This window comes from Paenibacillus sp. BIC5C1 (assembly GCF_032399705.1).
Taxonomy (GTDB): Bacteria; Bacillota; Bacilli; order Paenibacillales; family Paenibacillaceae; genus Paenibacillus; species Paenibacillus taichungensis_A.
The window spans coordinates 588,209-610,533 of record NZ_CP135922.1 but is presented as its reverse complement, the minus strand read 5'-3'; the positions used below and the strand labels follow the sequence as shown (position 1 = coordinate 610,533).

General features: G+C 47.8%; 18 protein-coding genes. 4 read left to right on the top strand and 14 right to left on the bottom strand.

All coding sequences use genetic code 11. The features are described 5' to 3' along the window. Window positions 1-18: 18 nt before the first annotated feature. From RS891_RS02905 to RS891_RS02880, 6 genes are all read right to left on the bottom strand, one after another. On the bottom strand, window positions 19-969 hold the full coding sequence (locus tag RS891_RS02905; protein WP_072734897.1) for a DUF1177 domain-containing protein: 951 nt from the start codon (window positions 967-969) through the stop codon (window positions 19-21). Window positions 970-1,209: 240 nt separating this feature from the next. Continuing rightward, complete coding sequence (locus RS891_RS02900; RefSeq protein ID WP_315794373.1) at window positions 1,210-3,222, bottom strand: alpha/beta fold hydrolase; 2,013 nt, start codon at window positions 3,220-3,222, stop codon at window positions 1,210-1,212. A 77-nt stretch (window positions 3,223-3,299) separates the two neighbouring features. Beyond that, window positions 3,300-3,920, bottom strand: a complete 621-nt coding sequence (locus RS891_RS02895; protein WP_113055071.1) for a TetR/AcrR family transcriptional regulator — start codon at window positions 3,918-3,920, stop codon at window positions 3,300-3,302. 410 nt (window positions 3,921-4,330) lie between these two features. Beyond that, entirely contained in the window at window positions 4,331-5,629 is a 1,299-nt protein-coding gene (locus RS891_RS02890; RefSeq protein ID WP_113055072.1) for an ABC transporter substrate-binding protein, read from the bottom strand. A 631-nt stretch (window positions 5,630-6,260) separates the two neighbouring features. After that, entirely contained in the window at window positions 6,261-7,097 is an 837-nt protein-coding gene (locus RS891_RS02885) for a carbohydrate ABC transporter permease (protein WP_053779743.1), read from the bottom strand. Beyond that, a complete protein-coding gene (locus RS891_RS02880) occupies window positions 7,098-7,979 on the bottom strand; it encodes a carbohydrate ABC transporter permease (RefSeq protein ID WP_063567994.1) in 882 nt (293 codons plus the stop codon). A 143-nt stretch (window positions 7,980-8,122) separates the two neighbouring features. On the opposite strand from RS891_RS02880, the gene RS891_RS02875 reads away from it, so the two are divergent. Together RS891_RS02875 and RS891_RS02870 are read left to right on the top strand one after the other, a co-directional pair. Then, window positions 8,123-9,949 (top strand): cache domain-containing sensor histidine kinase, encoded by a 1,827-nt coding sequence (locus RS891_RS02875; RefSeq protein ID WP_315794372.1) that lies wholly within the window; start codon window positions 8,123-8,125, stop codon window positions 9,947-9,949. A 5-nt stretch (window positions 9,950-9,954) separates the two neighbouring features. After that, complete coding sequence (locus RS891_RS02870; protein ID WP_113055074.1) at window positions 9,955-11,586, top strand: response regulator transcription factor; 1,632 nt, start codon at window positions 9,955-9,957, stop codon at window positions 11,584-11,586. Between the two features lie 431 nt (window positions 11,587-12,017). Here RS891_RS02870 and RS891_RS02865 read toward each other — a convergent pair whose 3' ends face one another. After that, the gene (locus RS891_RS02865) at window positions 12,018-12,965 is read right to left on the bottom strand and encodes an arsenic resistance protein (protein ID WP_315796144.1); all 948 of its coding nucleotides are present in this window, start codon (window positions 12,963-12,965) and stop codon (window positions 12,018-12,020) included. 231 nt (window positions 12,966-13,196) lie between these two features. Between RS891_RS02865 and RS891_RS02860 the strand changes: the two genes are divergently transcribed. Further along, window positions 13,197-13,955, top strand: a complete 759-nt coding sequence (locus RS891_RS02860; RefSeq protein WP_315794371.1) for a tryptophan-rich sensory protein — start codon at window positions 13,197-13,199, stop codon at window positions 13,953-13,955. A gap of 100 nt (window positions 13,956-14,055) precedes the next feature. Here RS891_RS02860 and RS891_RS02855 read toward each other — a convergent pair whose 3' ends face one another. The 4 genes from RS891_RS02855 to RS891_RS02840 all read right to left on the bottom strand — a co-directional run bounded on the left by RS891_RS02855 (window position 14,056) and on the right by RS891_RS02840 (window position 18,060). Further along, complete coding sequence (locus tag RS891_RS02855) at window positions 14,056-14,430, bottom strand: RidA family protein (protein ID WP_113055077.1); 375 nt, start codon at window positions 14,428-14,430, stop codon at window positions 14,056-14,058. Window positions 14,431-14,577: 147 nt separating this feature from the next. Beyond that, window positions 14,578-15,258 (bottom strand): oxidoreductase, encoded by a 681-nt coding sequence (locus tag RS891_RS02850; RefSeq protein WP_113055078.1) that lies wholly within the window; start codon window positions 15,256-15,258, stop codon window positions 14,578-14,580. Between the two features lie 20 nt (window positions 15,259-15,278). Beyond that, complete coding sequence (locus RS891_RS02845) at window positions 15,279-16,436, bottom strand: MFS transporter (protein WP_315796143.1); 1,158 nt, start codon at window positions 16,434-16,436, stop codon at window positions 15,279-15,281. Window positions 16,437-16,644: 208 nt separating this feature from the next. After that, on the bottom strand, window positions 16,645-18,060 hold the full coding sequence (locus RS891_RS02840; protein ID WP_315794370.1) for a sensor histidine kinase: 1,416 nt from the start codon (window positions 18,058-18,060) through the stop codon (window positions 16,645-16,647). Between the two features lie 232 nt (window positions 18,061-18,292). On the opposite strand from RS891_RS02840, the gene RS891_RS02835 reads away from it, so the two are divergent. Continuing rightward, window positions 18,293-18,946 (top strand): phosphatase PAP2 family protein, encoded by a 654-nt coding sequence (locus RS891_RS02835; protein WP_113055081.1) that lies wholly within the window; start codon window positions 18,293-18,295, stop codon window positions 18,944-18,946. Here the strand turns inward: RS891_RS02835 and RS891_RS02830 are convergent. The 3 genes from RS891_RS02830 to RS891_RS02820 all read right to left on the bottom strand — a co-directional run bounded on the left by RS891_RS02830 (window position 18,939) and on the right by RS891_RS02820 (window position 22,279). Further along, window positions 18,939-20,462, bottom strand: a complete 1,524-nt coding sequence (locus RS891_RS02830) for an HD-GYP domain-containing protein (RefSeq protein WP_113055082.1) — start codon at window positions 20,460-20,462, stop codon at window positions 18,939-18,941. The two genes, RS891_RS02835 and RS891_RS02830, sit on opposite strands and share 8 nt — an antisense overlap. A 243-nt stretch (window positions 20,463-20,705) precedes the next feature. Then, window positions 20,706-21,686, bottom strand: a complete 981-nt coding sequence (locus tag RS891_RS02825; protein ID WP_315794369.1) for an anti-sigma factor domain-containing protein — start codon at window positions 21,684-21,686, stop codon at window positions 20,706-20,708. Then, window positions 21,683-22,279, bottom strand: coding sequence for an RNA polymerase sigma factor (locus RS891_RS02820; protein WP_113055084.1), 597 nt, complete (start codon window positions 22,277-22,279; stop codon window positions 21,683-21,685). Before RS891_RS02820 ends, RS891_RS02825 begins: the two co-directional genes overlap by 4 nt. Between the last annotated feature and the right edge of the window lie 46 nt (window positions 22,280-22,325).

Below are 22,325 nucleotides of genomic sequence, written 5' to 3'. Positions count from 1 at the left end.
GTGACCTTCTCGACTAAACTATGCAGACGGAGCTGCCTGGATCCCTGGGGTCTGGAGCACTTTCATTGATCCATACAGACGAGTAATCAGGTTATATTCTTCCACATTGTAGAAAGAACAGGTGCCATTCGTGAATTCCTTGGCTGTCTCCACCACCAAACGAACTGCGCTTGCAATATCAACCTCATGACTCGCTCCTGTGCCGCATCCCGGAACTGCGGATTGAGCAGTTACAGCTACGCCTACAACAGGTGCATGTGTAGCCACTGCTGGTTGTAAAATGGAATTGATATGGTATAAGTCATTGCCGTATGGCGTAATATCCTGCGTCGTAATCGGGAAAGTCACAGGCAGCTGCCCTGTGGTCATCTCCATAATTCGGAGCAAATCATCACTCACTCGTAAAATGTATCCCTCTTTTACCGTGGGAGAAATGGCGATCCCTTTATGGTTAATCACCCGATTTCCTTTGGTTGTATCGATGGACAAAATAGCTTCCATCTCGGGCAGAACCTCATGTTCGTTCATCTGCAATATGTCGACCGGAGAGTCCATAAAATCAACCGGTTCATGCGGAAGCGTGGGGGCATCCGGACAGATATGCGTAGTCACAATGACATCACCTTTGAGCGAATCACCCTTGGTTTGCATATCCGCGAGTTTCAGCCCTGCTGCGACAGCAGCGACGGCGCCATCGGCATCCGAAACGAGTCCGATGCGTGTTGGACGGGCACCGATTCCACCCAGTCGTCCGACAATCCCCATGGTCGGGGCCTGCCCTCCTGACAACTTCCCGTTTGTACCAGGGATGATAATTTTAACAAAATCCGTACTTCCTTTTTCCCCTTGTACGGTTAGCACTTCAACCGAAACCTGTGGATATTGAACAAACAATTGCTTTACACTCTCACCATTTACATAAGCGCTGTCCAGCGCGTCCAGTGCCAATAACGTTTTTTGAAGTGGCATCCTACACATCCTCCTCTAAGCTGTTGATCTTGAAATCAAGTCTATCGCAGTTCAGAAGAGGGTCACAATGTACTGCCTTGCCAAAATGAGCATCGTTTTATTGTGCGACAAGTATAAATGGGAGTGAAAATAACGTTTTCATTCAATTTATCTAACTGTATGTGTAATATAATTTAACATTTTATTATTGAGGGACCTGAATATTGTGCATTTTTTGGAACGCACACTTCGTTTCTTTGCTTACCGTCTCTTCATTTGCCATTCCACAAGCAGTGAAGCTGCTTCTTCCGCCTGAAATAGGGGAAATTGGTGCCCATAGGGAAGTTCCGCACGTTGAACGGATGAATGGATATTTTCGGGGCGTGAGTATCCCTTATCGTTTGTCCCCCAAACCATGAGTGTGCGCTGCGCATCTGCACTGGTCTGTGGCACTATATCGCTTGAATGGGACTTTATCCAGTGGAGCAAATCAGCATTCGCTCCTGCAATGCGAGGAGACTTCAAACCAGAAGAAGCTCTTCTCGCGTAGCCTTCCAGCAGGGTTGGATTGATCTCCGAAGCTTCTGCCCTTTTTAACTGCCCGGCCACTTGCTGTGGAGTCATCCGAGATAACAGTCCTTGCAGCATTCTTCTCGGGAACCTTGATATCAGGCGCTGCATTCCATCCTTCGGAGCCCCCCATACGGGTTGCAGCATGGCCAGCTGGATATTTTCACGCCCGCTCTCCTGCAGCACCGCCGCGGCTATTGCTGCCCCAACAGAATGTCCTACCAGTTTGACCGGACCTTGTATCTCATCCAGCACACTTCGCACCGCTTCCACCTGCCCTTTGAAGGCCGTCCCTTTTATCTTGTTGCGATGAACCGGAGAACGCCCGAATCCGGCAAGATCCACAAGCCATATCGGGTTTCCCGTCATACTCCATAACACATCTCCCAGCGGGATCATATCGTCAGCACTACTCATCAAACCATGAACAATCACCCATGGCTCCCCCTCACCCTCATGGACCAGCACCGCAAGACTGCCCTTACGCGTCCGAGTCCAACCCTGAGGCAAATCCTCCTGTGAGGGGTAGCTGAAACGATAATCCAAATCTGCTGTCACATAAGGTAATAACTCGCTAAATTCAGGCAATTTTTGTCCCATTCGCTGAAACAACCGCTCCGTTTGCTGCACTTCAAACTCCTGTTTGGTAATAAACGCGATTGATTCAGGCGGTATCCCGCTGATCTTTGTGCCACCAGCCTTCATCGCTGCATGAATCATGGGCAGGGGCACTGACCATCGAGGTGCAGATACATCCAACTCAGCCGCCAGTAAACGAATCAGTTCCTTCATATCCGGACTGTCCGCTTTTCTGGACAACAAGGGATATGTGCCGCCAGATGGATTGCTATCCTGAGTCAGAAAAACGAGGGTCTGTGCAACCACATCATTGGATACAAGGGGCAGCCAGTGCTGTTGACCACCAGGAATCACCGGCATTCTACGCCTTCTCATCGCCTGTATCATCATGCCAATTCCGCCCGTTTGTTCAGTTGCCCCTGTAGGATATGGACCCACGATTGTACTCGGATTAACAACAGATAAGACATACGAATGCTGCTCAGCGTGCTGTCGAATATAGCGGTCCGCTTCGAATTTCATATGTTCATACGCACTTTCCGAATGGAACACTTTACTTATCACTGACTTCTTCCCGCTCGACTTATCCCCAGCATCTTCATTAGGTGATGATATGGACGGGGAATTATTCCTCCCGTACGGACTCATAAAACCAACCACGTGGATAAAATGCCTTAATCCGTGTGTGCGCTGGATATCTTCCGCCAGTTCGGCCATACCTCTTGCTCCATTCATAAAAATCTGTTCTGCCACCTTTGGTTGCAATGTAACATCCATCGTCCCACCTGCATGAATTATGATATTGGCCTGAAGAGCACGTTCACGATCAGCTTTGGTTAGACCGAGGCCTGGAGCTGACAGATCGCCCTGAATATACGTTATTCGGCTGAAATCCGTTACTCCGTATGCATTTAGAGCCGTCCTCGCTTTGGATTTAGAACGTACAAGCAATAATAACTGCGCTTCACTGTTCCCAAGTTGTTTTACTGCCTCTTTGCCGATAAACCCGGTACTGCCCGTCATCAAAATAGTGGTTGAATCAGTCGCATTGTTGTTCTTAGCTGTATTGAGGTCAGTCTCACGTTCTGCGTTTAATGATGATGATGATGAATTATGTATACTCATTTCTAATCTCTCTCCCTTTTTATCATTTTTTATTTAGTACTATACAGTACTAGTTTTGGTCAAAAAAAGAGCTTCGTTTACCGAAGCATCTGACAAAATGTACGTGCTGATTGTTCAATAATCCCTATATCACGCGCAGTCTCCGCGAGTACAAGTGAACCTTCCAATGCAGCGATAAATAATGCAGCCGCGGGTCCCGGCTCAATCCCTTTACGAAATTCGCCACGATCCATCCCTTGCTGCAACAGCTTTTCCATCATCGGCTGCAGCTCACGGAAGAAACGGGCTATACTTTCTTTCACTTCGGGTGCGCTGGCTGGTGTCTGCATATACAATGTAATAAACGGACAACTTCCTTTATAATCGCGCCCTTCCATTCCTGCGGACAGTAACGCCATGAACGAATAGATCCGTTCTGTGACTTCTCGTTCACGCTGACTGAGCAGCAGGTAGAGCTCAGATTCATACTGGGCAATCCAGTATTGCACCACCGCCTGGAGCAATTCCTCCTTGTTTTTGAAATGGTAATAGATATTCGATTTGGATACCCCGCTTGCCCGCACGACCTCATCCATACTGACATAGCTATATCCCTGACGCAAAAATAACTGAGCAGCCACTTCGACTGCCTTGGTCCGATTAACCGGATTGGAACTTTTGGATTTTACAGAACCCGAGATCGATTTTTGATTTGTCATAAATAGAACTATACAGTACTAATTAAACAAACACAAGTGATGTTGTTAACAAAAGATGATCTTTGCCCCAATATTTCTCGCACTTGTCCACATTTAGAACATTGTACACACAGGATATCCACATATAGTATTAACTCTGTGTTAAATATGTCATTGGGCCTCTAAATATGTTGGGGTTATCCACATTTCAAGAACATGATGTTCGCATGTTATTCATCCAATCTGTATAACGTAGTCCCAAAACTAAAAAATAGGTCAACCAGAATACAATTCTGGTTGACCTATTTGAGTTGACTACTCATCCAAATCATTTGCGTTGGGCTACATTAGCCTGTGGATATTAGTATGTGGATATCCATTCAAGGATGAGATGACACTATTTTACTTATGCAGATAGCTAATCCGAGTGATTATTTTTTCAGACTATCCCAGTTTTGCTGCAATGCATCAAGCAGAGCTTTTTTATCTGATTTGCCTGCCACATATGCCTGAATCGTGCTACCGAATTCTTGTGGAACACCTTCAGGGAAACGATTGAAGTTCCAGCTTAATGTTTTGTTTTCTTGGCTGTACTTCATGATATCGGTTGCGAGGTCACCCAGATCCTCTTCGGATGCCTGAATGGAACTAAACGCCGGGATAAACTTGAATTCTTTGGTCATATACTGTTTTCCCGTATCGGATGTCACGAGCCATTCCAGAAATTCTTTCGCTTCCGGCTTCACTTGCGAATTCTTGTTCACAACCCAGTAGTTCGGTACACCAACAAACAATTTGTCGTTCGGTTCATTCGTAATTGGCATCGGCAGAATGCCAAGATTCAGATCAGGATCGATGCCATCAATTTGTACTTGCGTCCAGTTCCCTTGCTGCATCATCGCTGCTTCCCCACTGGCAAACAGGGTTACCTGTGTGTTGTAGTCGGTTGTGAGCGGGTTTTTGTTGCTGTATTTCAGCGTCAAGTCGAGCAAGTTCATCCAGTCTGTGAACACCTGATTGCCAGGGATTTTCTCCGTACCTTCGTTAAGACCTTGAATAAATTTCACCGGATCTGCCTGATTCGCAAATGCCACGTTTACGTTATGATTGCCGAGTACCCACCATTCCTGATAACCATTGGAGAACGGGGTAATGCCTGCGGCTTGAAGTTTCTGTGCAGCCTGATCCAACTGTTCCAGTGTCGTTGGAATTTCAGTGATACCTGCTTTTTGGAAGAGGTCTTTGTTATAAATGAAGCCATAGCCTTCCAGTGCCAGCGGCTGTCCATACAGTTTTCCGTCTTTGGTCATCGGCTCTTTGGCAACATCAAGCACATCTTTTACCCATGCTTCACCTGACAGATCTTCCAGATATTCGAGCCATGTATCCAGTTCACGATACCCACCAACGTTGAAAATGTCAGGTTGTTCGCCAGCAGCGAACTTGGCTTTCAATGCAGCGCCGTAGTCACTACCGCCACCAACGGTCTGAATGTCCAATTTGATGCCTGGATGAGAGGACTCATATTCCGCTTTGAGACGGTTAAGCGCTTCCGCAATTTCGACTTTGAATTGAAAGATTTTAATGGTTTTGTCTCCAGCAGCAGCTTCTCCGCCACCTTGGGTGTCAGTGTTGACAGGACTTCCACTCTTATCTCCGTTGCCACAACCCGCAAGCATTACAGAAAAAGCAATCAGCATAAGCAACGTCAACTTGGTCATTCTTTTCATACATACACTCTCCCTATAGTAGTTTCAGTATAACAGCTTCGTTGCATTTTTTATTCAGTCCGCCGGGATGCAGGCGGCGATTGATTTACAACCGTTCCCGCATTGTTGTTTCCCCCTACACCATGCTAAGTACCTGGTTCTTTCCTAGCCCAACGAACCGAGCGCATGCTATTCGCTCCCATTTGCAGTAAGTTTGCGATTTAACGAATCATAGCGACGTTATTTCGTCCGTTTTATCGATTTTTAGGTTCTGACACTTGTTTGTACCTAAATAACGTTACTGAGGTTCGTTAAACTTTGCATGCCTCAATTATTCACCTCATAAGATGCGGTGAGTTCGTTAGAACTTTGACCCGAGAATTTATCATTCCTCCTCAGAAGGAGTGCTCAGGCGATGTGTCTCTTCACTGTATCGCCCTGCTCTTCCTGCCCAAAAGTCAGGCCCATGCTTAGCAGGCATGACTCCCTTGCACACCTCCGTGCGAGGTCGGAGCGGAGGGATCATGATGCGCTGGAGGAGCGTAGCGTTCGCCTTTGATACCCGGTGGCTTCTTTACCTGAATTCTTTCAGGCCACCGAGGAACAACAGCGACCGTAAGTGCACATGATCTCGGAGCTTCCGTCCTCGCACTTACCCTTTAACAGATCCAGCAGTAATCCCCTGAATGATGTATTTCTGCATCAGCAGGAAGAAGATGATAATTGGCATGATGCCAAGCACCAGTGCAGGCAGGGCGAGATCCCATTGTTTCGTATATTGTCCGAAGAGCGCAAAGGTCGCAATCGGAATTGTACGCAAATTGGAGCTTTGCAGAATCAGGGATGGCAGCAGATAGTCATTCCAGATCCAGAGTGTATTCAGAATAATGACGGTAACATACATCGGCTTCATGAGCGGGAACACAATCCGGAAGAACACGCCGTAGGCGGAGCTTCCATCCACCCGAGCTGCTTCTTCAATTTCGAGCGGAACCGATTTGACGAATCCGTGGAACAGGAAGATGGACATCGGTGCGCCAAAACCGAGATAACAGATGATGAGTCCGAAGAGACTGTCGATCAGTCCAAGATTACTGGTTACAGTAACGAGTGGAATCATGATAGACTGAAACGGAATCACCATGGCAGCAATGAACATGCCGAACAAAATCCGGTTGAAGCGCGTATCGCTGCGTACCATTCGATAGGCGGCCATGGAGCTGATCAACACCAGCAGCAGATTGCTGACTACAGTGACGATGAGCGAGTTCATCAGCGCTGAAGGGAATTTAATTTTCTCCCAAGCGTTTGCATAGTTGCCCCATTGGAACACCTCCGGCCATGCGGCCGAATTGGTAAGCAGGTCACCGAATGTTTTGACCGAATTGACAAACAGGAAGTAAAACGGAACCAGGAACAATAATCCAATGAGTACCATCACAATCTCGGTTACAATGGTACTGAAGCGGTAATTTTTTGACGTTTCCATCTATGCCTCCACCTCCTTGCTCTTCGTCACACGCACCTGGATCATGGTGATAATGGCAACGATTACGAAGAATACAAGTGCTTTGGCTGTACCGATACCGTACCGATTATTTACAAAAGCTTCATTGTAAATATTCAGCGCTACCGATTCTGTTGATCCAAACGGTCCGCCTTTGGTCAGCGACAGATTGAGATCGAACATTTTGAAGGACCAGGAGATGGCAAGGAACAGACAGATTGTGACTCCCGGCATAATGAGCGGGAAAATAATACTGCGCAGTACCTGCCAACGGCTGGCACCATCAATTTCGGCAGCTTCCAGCAGATCCGGTGATACGTTGGTCAATGATGAGATGTAGATAACCATCAGATATCCTGCGGTCTGCCAGACAAATACAATGACGATACCCCAGAAGGCGGTCGGCTCGTCTCCCAACCATGGGAGGTTGAAGAAGGACCATCCGGTTACGTCGCCTACTGCTGAAAACCCTTTCACAAATATGAACTGCCAGATAAAGCCGAGCAACAATCCACCGATCACGTTAGGCATAAAAAAGATCGTGCGCAGAAAGTTTCTCGTCTTGAGCGGCTTGGTCAGGAAATACGCCAGGAAAAAACCGATAACATTGGTCAAAATTACACCAACCACGGTGAAGCGCACCGTAAACCAAAACGCAGATAGAAACTTGGGATCATTCGCAAAAATTTGCTTGAAATTGTCGAACCCTACCCAATGAATGTTCGCCGACACCCCGTTCCAGTCGGTAAAGGAATATACCATGCCAAGCAGGAAAGGTACCACGATAATGAGAATAAAAAAGACGATGGAGGGACCCACGAACACAAGCTGCTGTAACAGCTGTGAAGATTTGCGATGCTTCATATCGTTCTCCCCTTCTATAGATGGATGAAATTGGTCTCTTGTTCTATTAAACCCCATTCTCACACAGGGAAACACCGACCCTAGTGAACAGTTGGGTGTAAAATATTGTCCTTTCTTAACCTGCAACCAGAAGGGGTGTCACGATGTCAAAATACTACAGCATTCGCACCAAGCTAATCGCTTTTATGCTCATTGCCACGACGATCCCGCTACTGGCATCCATCAGCATGACGTTTATCCAGACCAAAACTGCCCTGCGCGAACAGGCCGTCGCCGAGAACAAACGCCTGATTTTCCAGGCGTCCACCAATCTCAACAATTACGTGGATAACGTGGCACGAGCTTCGCTTGCTGTGTACACTGATCCGAATTTTCTGCGAAATTTGGCAAAAATCCCCGGCGATTATCGCGCAGTTGCCGAGGTATACACCACTCTGCAGACGATACGTTCGGCTGTGCCTGATGTATTTCAGCTGTATCTGCACTCCTTTGCTGCCAATCAATCGACATTAATTGCGAATCCTTTCCCGAAGCGGGAAGAACGCAAACAGGCCTACTCCGACTCGCTTCATGGAAAATCTAACGATAAAAGCCCGGATATCTGGGTCGAATCGGCGCACCTTAGTCATTCTTACGGCTTCAAGGCAGCGTCAGCGGATGATCCTCCAAGAACAGTAATTACCCTTCACCGTGTGATCAAGGATGTGCCTTCGACCGAACGGTTGGGTGTGCTCGCCATCGATTTGAACATGGATACCATTGCCGAAATTTGCAGCAGACTGTATGATCCGACAAAGGAACAGATCTATGTCATCGACAATCAGAACCAGATCATTTTTGAAGGAAAGTCGGAAGTCAGTGGAACGGATGCATTACGGCAAGAAGCAGCAACTGAGCTGAATTCGGCACGTTCCAGTGCAGGGATAGTACAGACCGCTTCAGGTCATTTTGAACAGGATCATTCCATGTATGTGTACCAGCAGTTAGGCAGCCAATTTGCAGACTGGACCATTGTTAAACAGATTCCGAATGAAACACTGTACGCGAGCGCCACCACCTTAACGTGGAATAATGCCATGATCGCTATTGCTGCACTGTTGTTAGTCATTGTAGCAACCCTGTTCATCTCGATCCGGATCACCGGACCGCTCAAGCAATTAATGCGTTATATGAACCAGATTCAGGCAGGACGCCTGCATGTGGATATCCGTTTAACGAGTCGGGACGAGATCGGTGTGCTGGCCCGTCATTTCCGGGATATGATGGATACGGTAAACAACTTGATTTTGCGGGAATATCGCCTTGAGATTGCGAATAAAACCAACCAGCTCAAAGCGCTGCAAGCCCAGATTCATCCCCATTTTCTGTATAATACGTTGCAATCCATCGGTACACTGGCGCTTCAACAGCAAGGACAACGGGTGTATGTGCTGCTCTCTTCCCTATCCAAAATGCTGCGCTACAGCATGCGTGACCAGACCCGGGTCACTTTGAACGAAGAAGCCGAGCATGCACGGCTCTACCTGGAACTGCAAAAAGAGCGGTTCGGTGACCGCCTGGAGGTTGAACTGGATTTTGCCGAAAATACTCTGCGCGCCGAAATGCCGAGGATGACCTTGCAGCCTTTAATCGAGAATTACTTCAAGCATGGAGCGGATGTTCAGCCTGGCAAAGGCAGGATACGAATTTCCAGTCAGCGAACGCCTGACGATTGGATTCAGATTCAACTGGAAAATAACGGGCCGTGCATTCCGGAAGACAAGTTGTCCGAAATTCAGCGTTGGTTGCGTCCGGCATCTCTATCTTCCGAGTCCTCACAGGAACCAGACGAGACCGAGTCAATTGGACTGCGTAATGTGATGCGCAGACTCCAACTGAACTCACCTCCGGGATACAATGCTACGCTTACGATTGGCAATCTGGAACCGAATGGCGTGCAGATCATAGTCAAAATATACGCGGGAGAGTGAACAACATGAAAGCCTTGATTGTCGATGATGAAAAACACGTCCGCGATGCGATTAAGCTGCTTGGTCAATGGGAAGCCGCAGGAATTGATACCTTGTATGAAGCGGCAGATGGTCATGAAGCGGTCGCTGCCATTACGGCTCATCAACCACAAATTGTACTCAGCGATATGCGAATGCCTGGCAAGGATGGTATGGCTCTGCTTGAATGGATATCTGTTCATGCCCCTCACAGCAAGGTACTGGTCATCAGCGGATATGATGATTTTGAACTGGTCAGACATGCGATCCGATATGGAGGTACGGACTACCTGCTCAAACCAGTTGAAGCCGACGAACTGAATTCATCCTTATTTAGAGCAGTCGACGCCTGGAAAGAAGACGATGCTGTTCGTGTGCAGTCCACAAGACAATCCATGGTGGTCAACCAGATGCGTCCGCATTATCATGACAGACTGCTCACAGAGCTTGTCGTGGGACGCGGAAGCAACAATACCCAATTTCAACGGCTACGGGATGAATTAAATCTGCCCAAGCAAATCGATAGTTGCAGTGTGGCCGTCACCAGCCTTTCCCATCTCGATGCCCAATGCTTGGCAAAATATCGCAGCCAGCCTGATTTGCTCGTATTCTCTGTGCTAAATATTTGTGCGGAGATGTTATCCCCACCTGCCGAAGGTGTCGTATTCCGCCAGCTTGATCAACCGGATGAAGTCGTTCTCCTATATTGGGGTCAGTGCTCGACACTTCAAACCATTCTCGAAAAAGTAAACGATGGTTTGGAGCAGACCATCCAACGCCGTCTTCATTTCGGTATCTCCAGCTGTGAGTTTTATCCTACCGGAACCTCGGGAGCCTATCAGGAAGCCAGTTTGCGGTTGTGGCGACGCAATGCCCTGCAAACGAAGCAGTGCATTCACGATGCAATGGAGTCCTCCAACGGAAACAAGGGACTTCGGTTATCTACCTTTGAGGAGTCCTTACGACTGGCATCTATGAGTGGGCGCGCTTCCAGTGTATCCAATGCGGTTGCAGAATGGATTGATCCCATTACCCGGCTCGATGTCGTAACAGCCGAGCAGATACAGCAATGGGTGGATGAAATGGAATGGATGATTGGCCGTTGGCTCGATGATGCTGCAGGCGCCCCACCGAAGGAGGAAGATGAAGCGATAGATGAACAATCCATTCCATTCGCCGAGTTACCTTTGGACCGTGACGGACTGTTATCGCTGCCCTTGCTCCGCTCCCTGCTGGAGCAGCGGTTGCTCGCAGCCGGAAAGGCCCTTACTGCACATCATCATGCCACACCGGACCCGATGAGTGAGATCGCACGTTATATGGATGCTCATTATCAGGAGGATCTGTCTCTGCAACAGATTGCTGCTCGGTTCTACCTGAGTCGCGAATATATATCACGCAAATTCAAACAGCAGTTCGGATTGAACTGGTCGGAGTATTTGGGTAAGCTGCGGATCAATAACGCCAAGCTGCTGTTACAGAACCCTTCACTACGAATTGCAAAGATCTCGGAGATGGTCGGCTATCAGGATGAGAAGTATTTCAGTAAAGTGTTCAAAAAAATGGAGGGCATCACACCTGGGGAATATCGCAAAACGTTATCTGACGGAAATGCTTGATTAATCTGAGCCGTCGGTACTGTAGAAGTTCATTTATGCGTACATGCTTCAATGGTTAAAGTGTAAAAGGGGCGTCCCGTCATGTTCATGATTCCAGGAACAGCCCCTTTCCTGTTACTTATTATATGAATGTAATCTAGGGGCTGTCCGCAATTTCAACAAAATTAGGAACCTGAGACACGTTAATTCCTGAAATTCCTGATAAAAACGCTGCAAACGGCTGTTTATTCTGATATAGCGTGTCTCAAGTTCTTTAGGTTTCTACGGTCACTTCGAATCCTTGAATAAGATGCCTCCGATTCATTAGCGTACGGCGCTTGTTGCAAGCTGGGTCCAAGCTCTGCTCCGCACACGTTCAGATCCACTGTAGCTGTTCTCAGGTTTGATAACATAATTTACTAAATACAACCGGATTTTTCTTTTCTGTCAGATCATCGATCCCGCAGTATGACGGAAGGAACAATGCGAATATAGATCAACTCTCCAGCCAGCTCGACGATCGTCTGGGTTACAATCACGGCGGCAGCAATTGTGGCCCACTCTTGAGGTAATGCAAGCGCCAATGGCAGAACGACGAGTGAATTTCGGGTGCCTGCACTGAAAATGACCGCCCTGCCTGCGCCCGTATCCAATCGGAATAGAGCTGCAATAATTCTTGATAAGAATGGCATAGCCATCAGGAAAATAATGTAGATAGGCAGAACACCCACAATTACAGCAAAGTCGTTGTAAACCTTCCCGATTTGCGATGCGACAACCACAATCAAGGCCAAAGCCATCATGGGTACTGGCAGCCAGGCGGTTGCGTTCATCACCCGTTCTCCTCCGGCTTTGCCTTTGGTCACAACCTGCGTAAGAATAGCCAACAGCAGCGGAAAGACGATCAGAAACAGAAAAGCCTCCACAAAAGGCCCCACCTGCATGACCTGTGCCGCTTCCTTCCCGATGAACAGCCACAAATATACCGGCAGCAAGACCATTTGTATCACAAACAGAATTGGCGTTGCTGCCAGTATCAGTTTCTCATTGCCCCGACCCAGCTGTGTAAAAACAATAACATAGTCAATGCAGGGGGTTAGCAGTACCAGATAAACGCCGATGAGCACGGCAGGAGGTTGCGGAAACGCCAAGGTTAACAACCACACGACCACAGGCACTACGATAAAATTAGCCACCAGCAGAGCTCCAATAAATCGCAGGTTGGACAAAGATTCTTTGAGCTGTAAAAAAGGAATCTGTGCAAACATGCTATATAACAAAATGGCAAGCACAGGTGAAACCGTATAATGCAGCGCTGACCCCCATTCAGGGGTGCCCAGCCCAATCGCTGCTCCCACGAACAGAGCAACGACATAAAACCACGTTTGTTGCTTCTCCATCGTTTCTCTCGTAAACAACCTTCTTCCTCCTTCAAAGTGAACATATTTCTGCTTCAACCAGCGTACATTGAGACGTAGCACAGCAAATAAGAGAGCGGCAAACCGCAGGATAGCAGACAACGATCCTGTGAATTTTTTGCGGTTTCTTATTAGAATGCGAAAGAACTGGGTATATTCATTGTAGACTGACCCGTGGTTCATTCATTTTTGTAAAACCAAGGAGGAAACACAATGTCACGTAACAATCCGTACAAGTGGTTAAACGCGATTGGATTCATCGCTGTTATCGTAGTAAACTACCTTTCCAACGCGCTGCCGATCGGAGGCAGGACCAATAAGGAAGTATCGGATATGTACCCTGTATTGCTCACCCCTTCAGGTTATGCTTTCTCCATATGGGGACTGATCTATCTGCTGCTCGCTGGCTTTGTCATCTATCAGTTCGTTCCCTCTTCTTGGAAAAGGGACTCCATTACCCGTCTCGGTTACTGGTTTCTAGCAAGCTGCGCCTTTAATGTAGCATGGATCTTCGCTTTTCAAAATCTCAAAATCGGCCTCGCCTTAGTCGTCATCGTTCTGCTTCTGTTGTCCCTGATCATGTTATATGTAAAAACGCGGGCAATCACCCTTCCCACAACTGCTGAAATCTGGCTCGTGAAGCTGCCGTTCAGCATATATCTTGGATGGGTTAGCGTAGCAACCATAATCAATGCAGCTGTTTTATTATATAAAATCGGCTGGGATGGCTTTGGACTCAGTGAACCTACCTGGACCATCATCATGTTAATTGTAGGCCTGGTGCTGGCTGTACTGGTGAGCTTCCCTTACCGGGATAGTGTATACCCACTTGTCTTTACATGGGCATACATTGCCATCGCACTCAAACAAAAAGACGTCACCTCCGTATATTATACGGCAATTATCGTTGCGATCGTGCTAGCCATTTATGCGGTATGGCTGTTCTTCGCCCGTAATCAGGATCGGGATTAACCCGGCACTGTTCATATAAATTCAAAAAGCCGATTTCGGTCATCTGACCAGAAATCGGCTTTTTATGTAACTTTCCTTGCTTGGCAAGTATCAGTCTTCCCTATTTGAGGGCAATAACCTCGATCTCCACAAGTGCATCCTTCGGCAGACGAGCGACTTCAACCGCGCTGCGTGCTGGATAAGGCTGTTCGAAGAACGTGCTGTACACTTCATTCACCGGAACAAAATCATTCATGTCTTTCAGGAAAACAGTCGTTTTCACGATTTTGTTCATACTCGTGCCTGCTGCCTCAAGAATGGCCTTTACATTGCTCAGGGACAAACGGGTCTGCTCCTGTACATCGGCTCCGAACTCTCCTGTTTGCGGATTTAGGCCAAGCTGACCGGAAGTATAGATGAAATCGCCTGCTTCAACAGCTTGGCTGTATGGACCAATGGCGCCTGGCGCCTGATCGGTAGAGATTGGTTTTTTCATGATGAGTTCTCCTTCATGTTCGCTGTCCTGCCGCCGCGAGGAGACAAGCCTCGAACTCATTTTTGAAGCTTATTATACCACGATCCCGCCCAGTCAAGAAACGTCTATCCTTACCTCTCAATCCGATATGGGCAAACCATGGATATCTCAGGACTCATCCAATCCCAACACATGAATAACGTCATTGGAATACACGTGATTCCCCTTGGTTTGAACAAGTGCAATGTTCATCATGGCCCGAGCTATGGTTGAAGCCTGGATTGCCCGGTATTTATCCACTCTGCCTTTCATCCAGCGATCCAGAAAAGTCATGGCATGAGCTGCCAATTGCTCACCCAACCGTTTTTCTTTGCGATCTCCAAGGATTAACGACGGACGGAATATATGCAGTGAACGGAAACCGATAGCCGATAATGCCTCTTCCATCTCTCCCTTGGTCCGACTATAAAATACACGTGACCCGGCATCGGCTCCCATGGAAGAAATGACGAGCATCTGGGATACCCCATGCTCCTTGGCAAGTATGGCGGCTTTTACGGGGTAGTGAAGGTCCACTTGGCGGAAATTTTCCTGACTGCCCGCTTTTTTAATTGTTGTGCCCAAACAACAATATAAGTCATCAATATCGCGAAACAGATCTTTTTGTTCTTCAAGTTGTTCCCAGTCCACGACATATTGCTCCAGCTTTGGATGTTCCAATTCAAGCGGTCGTCTAACCAATATACGAATTCGGCGATAAGCCGGATTCTGAAGCAAGCTCTTTACCAGCAGTCCACCTACAAGCCCAGTAGCTCCAATCACAAGGGCTTGCCGTTCGTGATTTTCCAAGTACACCCCTCCACATATCTCTATTTCAGAAGTACACGTCGTCCAAGTGTAAACGCAAGAACCAGCATCGCTGCACCAACACCCACTTGGAATCCATAGGCGGAAACCCAATTCATCGCGTCCGGCCAGTTTTCCATTCTCTCATACAACCAGCCACCGATCAGCGGTCCAAGAAACGAGGTCACTCCGGTCATAGCCGAATACACGGCGACAAACATCGGTCTTTCACTTTTTGGCGTATCTCCAATTGTGAAGTTGAAAGCAAGCTGGTTGAATCCACCCACACCAATACCGAGAAAAATATGGGATAAAAAAAGCGCTATCAAAACAGGCATAAACGACATCAATCCCCATGACAGACAGGAGAGTGCGATGATCGGTAATGTCCAAAATAATAAGGTTTTATTGCTGAATCTCGCGTTCAGATTGCCCCAGATATAGAATCCTGCCATCATAACGAGTGTCTGCACCACAGTAATTATGGATACCGTCTGATAATTAATGTTAAGCAGGTCAAGCATCACGTAGGAAAATAGCGGAACGATCAACGTCTGGATCAGTAACCAGGCCGCGAGGAACAGTGCAGCCCTCAGAAAGGAAGGATCCTGAAACGGCTTCTTGAACATGCCCCAAAAAACCTTTTCAGTTGAACGTTCAAACGGCACATCTGGATAAAAGCAATAAATAACCGTATTGGCTATGGCGCAGATCCACACAGGAATGAACAGGATCAAAAAGCCCATCTCCCCAGGGAACCGGTCCAGAACGATGCCTCCAGCAAATAAGCATACGCTTCCAAGTGCGTTCAGAATTGTATTACGAATTCCGAAATAGCGCCCTCTCACCTTGGCAGGAACGATATCTCCAATCAATGAGGTCCAGATCATACCGCCAATTGTATTGGCTATGAATGCAACCGTATACACACCAATATAAATGCCTACCCACCACTCCTTGGGAAACAGGAACGGTATCAGTCCCGTCGAACTCCACAGGATGCGATGCATCCCTACAAACAATACAAGCATGCGTTTGCGGCTGCGAATGCGCTGCATCCAGTAAGCCGCTCCAATCTGGGCGATATTGACAAACGTCGTAATGGCGAGCACAAAGCCAATATGTCTTGACCCGGCCCCGAGGTACAGCAGAAATCCGGTTAAAAATGGGCCTCCCAGCAACGTCTGCAAAATAATTGCCGGTACACCCTCCCATGTTGCGATGGATAAATTCGTGCGTTGTGTCGAACCCTTGCGCCGTGGTTTGCCTGCAAACGGAGGAGGGTTAACGTTGACCGTCTTCTGTATGGGGATACACTCCTTAGACCGGGTTTCAAGTGCCGGTCGATGCTAGTTGTCACCCCAAATTCTACTCACAGCGTGAGGGTTGTCAACTCATTTTTTCACGGTTCAACGGGAGATAGAGATAGAAGGTACTTCCCTTGCCCTCAGCGCTTTCAAGTTCAATCGATCCGTCCAGTAATCTTGCCAAATCCCGACTGATGGACAGTCCGAGTCCTGTTCCCCCAAATTTGCGGCTAATGGACCCGTCAGCCTGTTGAAATGCTTCAAAAATGGATTGATGTTTATCTTCGGCAATGCCAATTCCCGTATCTTGTACCGAGAACACAATCCATTGGCTCAGAATGCCTGACTTCTTCATTTGCTTGGTGCTCACGGTCAGTGTGACCTTCCCCTGATGCGTAAACTTGATGGCATTGGACATGAGATTACGCAAAATCTGTTGGACTCGTTGGGGATCAGACCATAGGGTCTCTGGCAGCCCTGGCTTTTTGTCCAGCTTCAGCTCTACTCCCTTTTTCTCGGCAACCAGCTGGAAATGAGTCATGGCATCTTCCGTGAGTTGTGCAACACTGATATCCTCCAAGACGATATCCAGTCTGCCCGCTTCCACTTTGGACAGATCGAGAATGTCATTGATTAACGTTAGCAGCTCCTGACCCGAATGCTCAATCATTGTGGCAAAATGTACGATATCCTCCTGTTCCATCGTATCTCCGTTCTCGCTGATCATCTGGGCAAAGTTAATGACACTGTTCAGCGGTGTTCGCAATTCATGCGACATATTCGCCAGAAATTCCGATTTGTACTGTGAAGCAATCATCAGTTGTTTGGCACGATCCTCCAGCACAATCTGAGCCTTCTGCAATTCTTCTTTTTGCACAGACAATAAACGATTGGTACTCTGGATGAGCAAAATCCGATTCTGTTCATTCTGAAAGTCTCGTAAAATAAAAGCAAAAACAAGACTAAGCAAAATACCCACAGGTAGGGTATACGGCATAATATGAGAGAAAAAATATGTAGCCGGGATAACGCCGACGATAGCTATGTTCACACTATTGACCACATTTACAATCAATATGACGATGACACCTTTAATAATTAACCTATAGTCACTGCGTCTCATCCATATATTCAACCCTGCACACACCACGCCCAAAATGGACATATTAATCAGTGCAGCCACCGTAGCATCATTGATACCAAAAGTTAACCGGGTCAGCCCAATCCCAACACCCACAATAATAACGCTATAAGGTTGTCTATACGTCAAAACGGCAACAATTAAAGGAACAAAACGAAGATCGAAGACAACTTCATCATTAAGCTGAAATCCAAATACCGTGCTGATCCAGCCTGCAAAAATAAGTACAAACAACGAACATATCTGTTTTACTCGTGATGAAGCTCGTATTACGATGTATTTATAGAACACACTAGCAAGGTAAGCAATGGTTATGAGCATTCCCATATTTAATACGAACATTTTTGAAAACTGCATTCACTCACTCCTGTTGTCGTGTATTCATTGACAGAAAACCCTTAGCCCGTATGCATCTCTATCATATCATGCCCATTCAACCTTCGACATTCCTTCGTCGTCAAAAAAATGCACAAAAATACACAAATCAGGATTCAATTTGTGCGCTGAACGTAGTAGAATATATTGTTGTTCGATTTTATTTGCTGTGATCCAGTTCCTTGCGAACCTGGATGAAAGGAGAAACGGTGTTGTGCACGTATTAAAAAGCAAATCCTACTGGCTGTCGTTAAGCTTGATGCTTTCCTTGGCTGTCATGGGGATGTTCTATGATATTCTGAATAGTCCGGAACGCGGTTTCTCTGTGCTGAATTCCCCGTTGGACCGGATCATCCCTTATGTACCATCCATGTCCATACCCTATCTGGGTTGGTATCCGTTTGTCTTCGGCGTGTTGGCTTATTTATGTGCCAAAGATCGGCTCACTTATTATCGCGTCCTGTTATCCATGAACATCTGTGTCTGGATCTGTTACCTGATCTATTTTAATTTTCAGACCATGGTGCCGCGTCCCGAGTTAACAGGTACAGGTCTCGGCGCATCTCTTCTTGGATGGCTCTACGGCCAGGACCGTCCATATAATTGCTTTCCAAGTATTCATGCCCTTCATTCTTACCTGGTTATGCGTGCGGTTCTCTCGGTTCAAAGCATTCGTAAATATGTTAAGGTGTTAGTTGCTGCCGGGGCAGCACTGATTATATTGTCTACTTTAATGATTAAACAACATGTAATCTATGACGCCCTGGGTGCGGTTGTACTCGGCGAATGCGTCTTCACGATTATTACTGGGCTCTCGCTGCACCGTCGTCGCAGAAAAGAATCGAAATGGACAGAGGGGATCAGCTGACCCCTCGCTCCGACGATTTCTGGAGATGCTGTTGCCGTCTCCACTCATCAATAAACAAACTTGCAAAATAGGGATCCCACTGGGTCCCTTTTCCTTCTTCCAAAATAGATAGCGCTTTCTCATGACTCATCCCGTTCCGGTATGGACGATCAGACGTCATGGCATCAAAAGCATCAGCAACGGCAATGATACGGCCAAACAGGGGAATCTCTTCGCCTGCTATACCATCAGGATATCCTTTGCCATCATATCTTTCGTGATGAGACCTTACACCCGGCAGGAAATCTGCCATGGCATCAATCGGTTCAATCTGTAACAAAATACTCTCTCCAAGAACAGGATGTGTGCGAATGATCGCGAATTCCTCATCGGTGAGTTTTCCATCTTTCAATAACACTTCATCAGGTATGCCGATTTTTCCGATATCGTGCAGCAGTGCTGATTTGTATAGCAGATCCGCTTGTTCTTCATTCATGCCACTCAGCTTGCCAATCATAATGGAATACTCCGCCACCCGCATGGAATGACCGGCCGTATATTTGTCCCGAGCGTCCAAAGCAGCCGCCAGGGTGGAAAAATAACTTTGCAGCAACTGTCGATTGCGTTCCTGTCTCATCTCAAGCCGGTTAATCATCATATTGAACCCGGAGATGAGTGCAGAAAACTCATCCGCGTATAGATCAGGAGTTCTTCTACCGAAGTCACCCTCTTGAATTCGGTTCATCTCCTCAGTCAGCTCTGCAACCGGTCCGCGAACATCCCGAATCAGCAACCAGCTGCCCACAAGGGCGAACCCCCCGCCTAGCACAACGATAAGAACTGCCCACAAAATATACTCTTTCGCAAACTCACTATCCATATACTGAAGACGGATCGATGTAGCCAGAAAGAATAGAAATAATGGAAATAAACCGATCAGTGCTGTACTCAACTGAAATTTACGCTGAATGGACACCAGGACACGCCCACCGAGCGATGGCTCCATGCCATGCTGTTCTTTACCTCTGCGGCGAACCTCCAGCAGCAGCGGTCTCACGGTCCGGACCGTCAAAAAATATTCAATCAGGGCATGCATCACAGCAATCAATAAGGCACACGCAGCTGCAACTGCAACATATCCATACGGAAATTCCAGCCATCCTGTAGAAATCATCCATATTGTCAATCCGGCAGCAGGCAGGGAAAACCCAAGCATATGCGGACCAAGAATGCGATATATCGTTTGCCCCGGAAAACGGTGAATGCTCTCATACATCTTTGTCAATTCGGCCTTTTCATGATGCTCGGCGGCAAAGAATTGCCGGATGGGGCCAAGTTGTGCCCATAACGTAATCAGTTCAGCAACAAGCATAAACAATAGTGAAATTAACACAATGATAATGAGTCGTACAAATTGAATGTTTGGTATTTGTAAGGTAGACACCATAACGACTGTACCTACCACAAAAACAGCTCCCATTGAACCGATAAGATAATTTCGCATCAGACGAAAGATAAATGAACGGTATACTTCCACCCTAACCCCTCACTCTCTAGCTGCAAACCCGTTCTCCCCATTGATGATGACAGAGGGAGATTAAAGGTACAGCCTCCTAATTGTTATCGGTTACTGGGACTGAAAAAATTAATTCATTTCACGGAGGGGAAACCTCCATCCTGTAATTAACTACGAATCGCTCATCTAACTAATATGTACGCGTACAACCATACCAAAAAGACTGCTCCCCGTAGGAAACAGCCTGATATGGCAAGACATTTCTTATCCTTTAATCTTGGCAGCCAGAATCATTGTACCACGCGGCTCATCACCCATCGCATCCGGTTCAAGTGTGATCGCGACCGTATCGTAGTCGTTGGCAGAGTCTAACGTATAGTAGATCGCTCCCGTTCCATTATGACTCAGGAATGTCCCCGCATTTTGAGGTGTATCGCCCTTGATCAGCCAAACCTGAAACGCCTCATTCCCTTCCAGAGTAGGCAAGTTCTCCGCCTGTACGACCAGGTGAGTGCCTTTGCTGTCAATAACGATGGTAGCCAGTCCTTGGGCCACAATGTCCTGTGTCGCAGGACTAAGCTTGACAGCTTCGCCTGTCTGCATTCCCTGTGCAGGCAGCATGGATGAAGCAAGCCGCTCTTGCAGCTGCGCATTTTGTGCCTGCGCCTGAGCAAGCTGCTCTTGCACTGCCGATGAGCCTGCAGCTTGCTGCTTCAGCGAATCGACCTGGCCTTGCAGCTGCCCGGCGTAGATGCCGAGCACGAGCGCCGCTGCCGCGAGGGCTGCGCTCGCTATGCGCCAGGCGCGGCTGCTGCGCGCACGCGCGCGCCCTTGAGGCTGCCACGGCTGTGCCTGTGCAGCCTCTTCTGCCCGGGCTGCTGGCACCGCCGTTTCCGGCGGCAAGCCTTGCCCGGGCTGCGCCGCCTCATGCTGCGGCGCAAGATCAGCCTGAAGCACCGCGGGTGCTTCAGGCTGCACAGGAGCAGCCGCCGGCTTCGTTCCGGCGCTCTCCTGCGCATGTCCGAGCACGTTGCTCAGCACACGTGCTCGCATGCCAGGCGGCGGTGCAACAGGTTCCGCCGCGAGTGGCAGGAAGCCTGTTACTTCCTGCAATTCCCTCACCTCCTGGCGACAAGACTCGCAATTGGCCAAATGCGCTTCAAATGCTGCCACTTCCTCCGCTTCGAGTCCTCCCAGCACATACACCGGTGCCAGATCAGACCATTCCTCATGTCTTTCTATCATGGATGTATGCCCTCCCTTCCCGCGTCCGGATGCATTTCAGCATCGGCGAGCAGCTTCTGAAGCTGCCGCATCGCAAGCCTGACACGGCTCTTTACCGTACCCAGCGGAATCCCGAATCTGCTAGATACCTCCTGTTGCGTTAAGCCTGCATAATAGATCGATTCAATGACCTGTTGCTGGTCACCGTTCAACTGGGACAAGGCCTTCTTGATCCGGACACCTTCCCATTTGCGCTCTATTTCTTCTTCTGTATTTGTATGTTCATCGGCATAAGCCGCCAGTGTTTCATTTTCCACTGAGGTCGTAGCTGCGCTTTTGGATTTTCGCCTCAGCATGTCCACTGCAATGTTGCGCGTAATGGCGAACATCCACGTGGTCAGCTTCCCCTGTGAGGCCTCATATCGTTCAGCATTGTTCCAGACCCGCAGGAACAATTCTTGGACAGTCTCTTCTGCTGTCATTGGATCACCAACGATCCGATACGCAAAAGAATACACCGCCCGCTCATAGCGGTCATATAAAAGCTCCAGTGCGGAAGCATCTCGCTCTGCAATCTGCCGCATTAACCTGCTGTCCTCTATTGGTTCAGTCATGCGAGGGCCCCTTTCCGTGTCATCCCTCTTATTATAACCTACGCAG

Coding starts and splice junctions, on each gene's coding strand:
- RS891_RS02900 (WP_315794373.1), bottom strand. CDS start 3,222: ATGAGTATACATAATTCATCATCATCATCATTAAACGCAGAACGTGAG.
- RS891_RS02870 (WP_113055074.1), top strand. CDS start 9,955: ATGAAAGCCTTGATTGTCGATGATGAAAAACACGTCCGCGATGCGATT.
- RS891_RS02860 (WP_315794371.1), top strand. CDS start 13,197: ATGTCACGTAACAATCCGTACAAGTGGTTAAACGCGATTGGATTCATC.
- RS891_RS02865 (WP_315796144.1), bottom strand. CDS start 12,965: ATGGAGAAGCAACAAACGTGGTTTTATGTCGTTGCTCTGTTCGTGGGA.
- RS891_RS02890 (WP_113055072.1), bottom strand. CDS start 5,629: ATGAAAAGAATGACCAAGTTGACGTTGCTTATGCTGATTGCTTTTTCT.
- RS891_RS02820 (WP_113055084.1), bottom strand. CDS start 22,279: ATGACTGAACCAATAGAGGACAGCAGGTTAATGCGGCAGATTGCAGAG.
- RS891_RS02840 (WP_315794370.1), bottom strand. CDS start 18,060: ATGCAGTTTTCAAAAATGTTCGTATTAAATATGGGAATGCTCATAACC.
- RS891_RS02895 (WP_113055071.1), bottom strand. CDS start 3,920: ATGACAAATCAAAAATCGATCTCGGGTTCTGTAAAATCCAAAAGTTCC.
- RS891_RS02885 (WP_053779743.1), bottom strand. CDS start 7,097: ATGGAAACGTCAAAAAATTACCGCTTCAGTACCATTGTAACCGAGATT.
- RS891_RS02905 (WP_072734897.1), bottom strand. CDS start 969: ATGCCACTTCAAAAAACGTTATTGGCACTGGACGCGCTGGACAGCGCT.
- RS891_RS02825 (WP_315794369.1), bottom strand. CDS start 21,686: ATGATAGAAAGACATGAGGAATGGTCTGATCTGGCACCGGTGTATGTG.
- RS891_RS02880 (WP_063567994.1), bottom strand. CDS start 7,979: ATGAAGCATCGCAAATCTTCACAGCTGTTACAGCAGCTTGTGTTCGTG.
- RS891_RS02875 (WP_315794372.1), top strand. CDS start 8,123: ATGTCAAAATACTACAGCATTCGCACCAAGCTAATCGCTTTTATGCTC.
- RS891_RS02855 (WP_113055077.1), bottom strand. CDS start 14,430: ATGAAAAAACCAATCTCTACCGATCAGGCGCCAGGCGCCATTGGTCCA.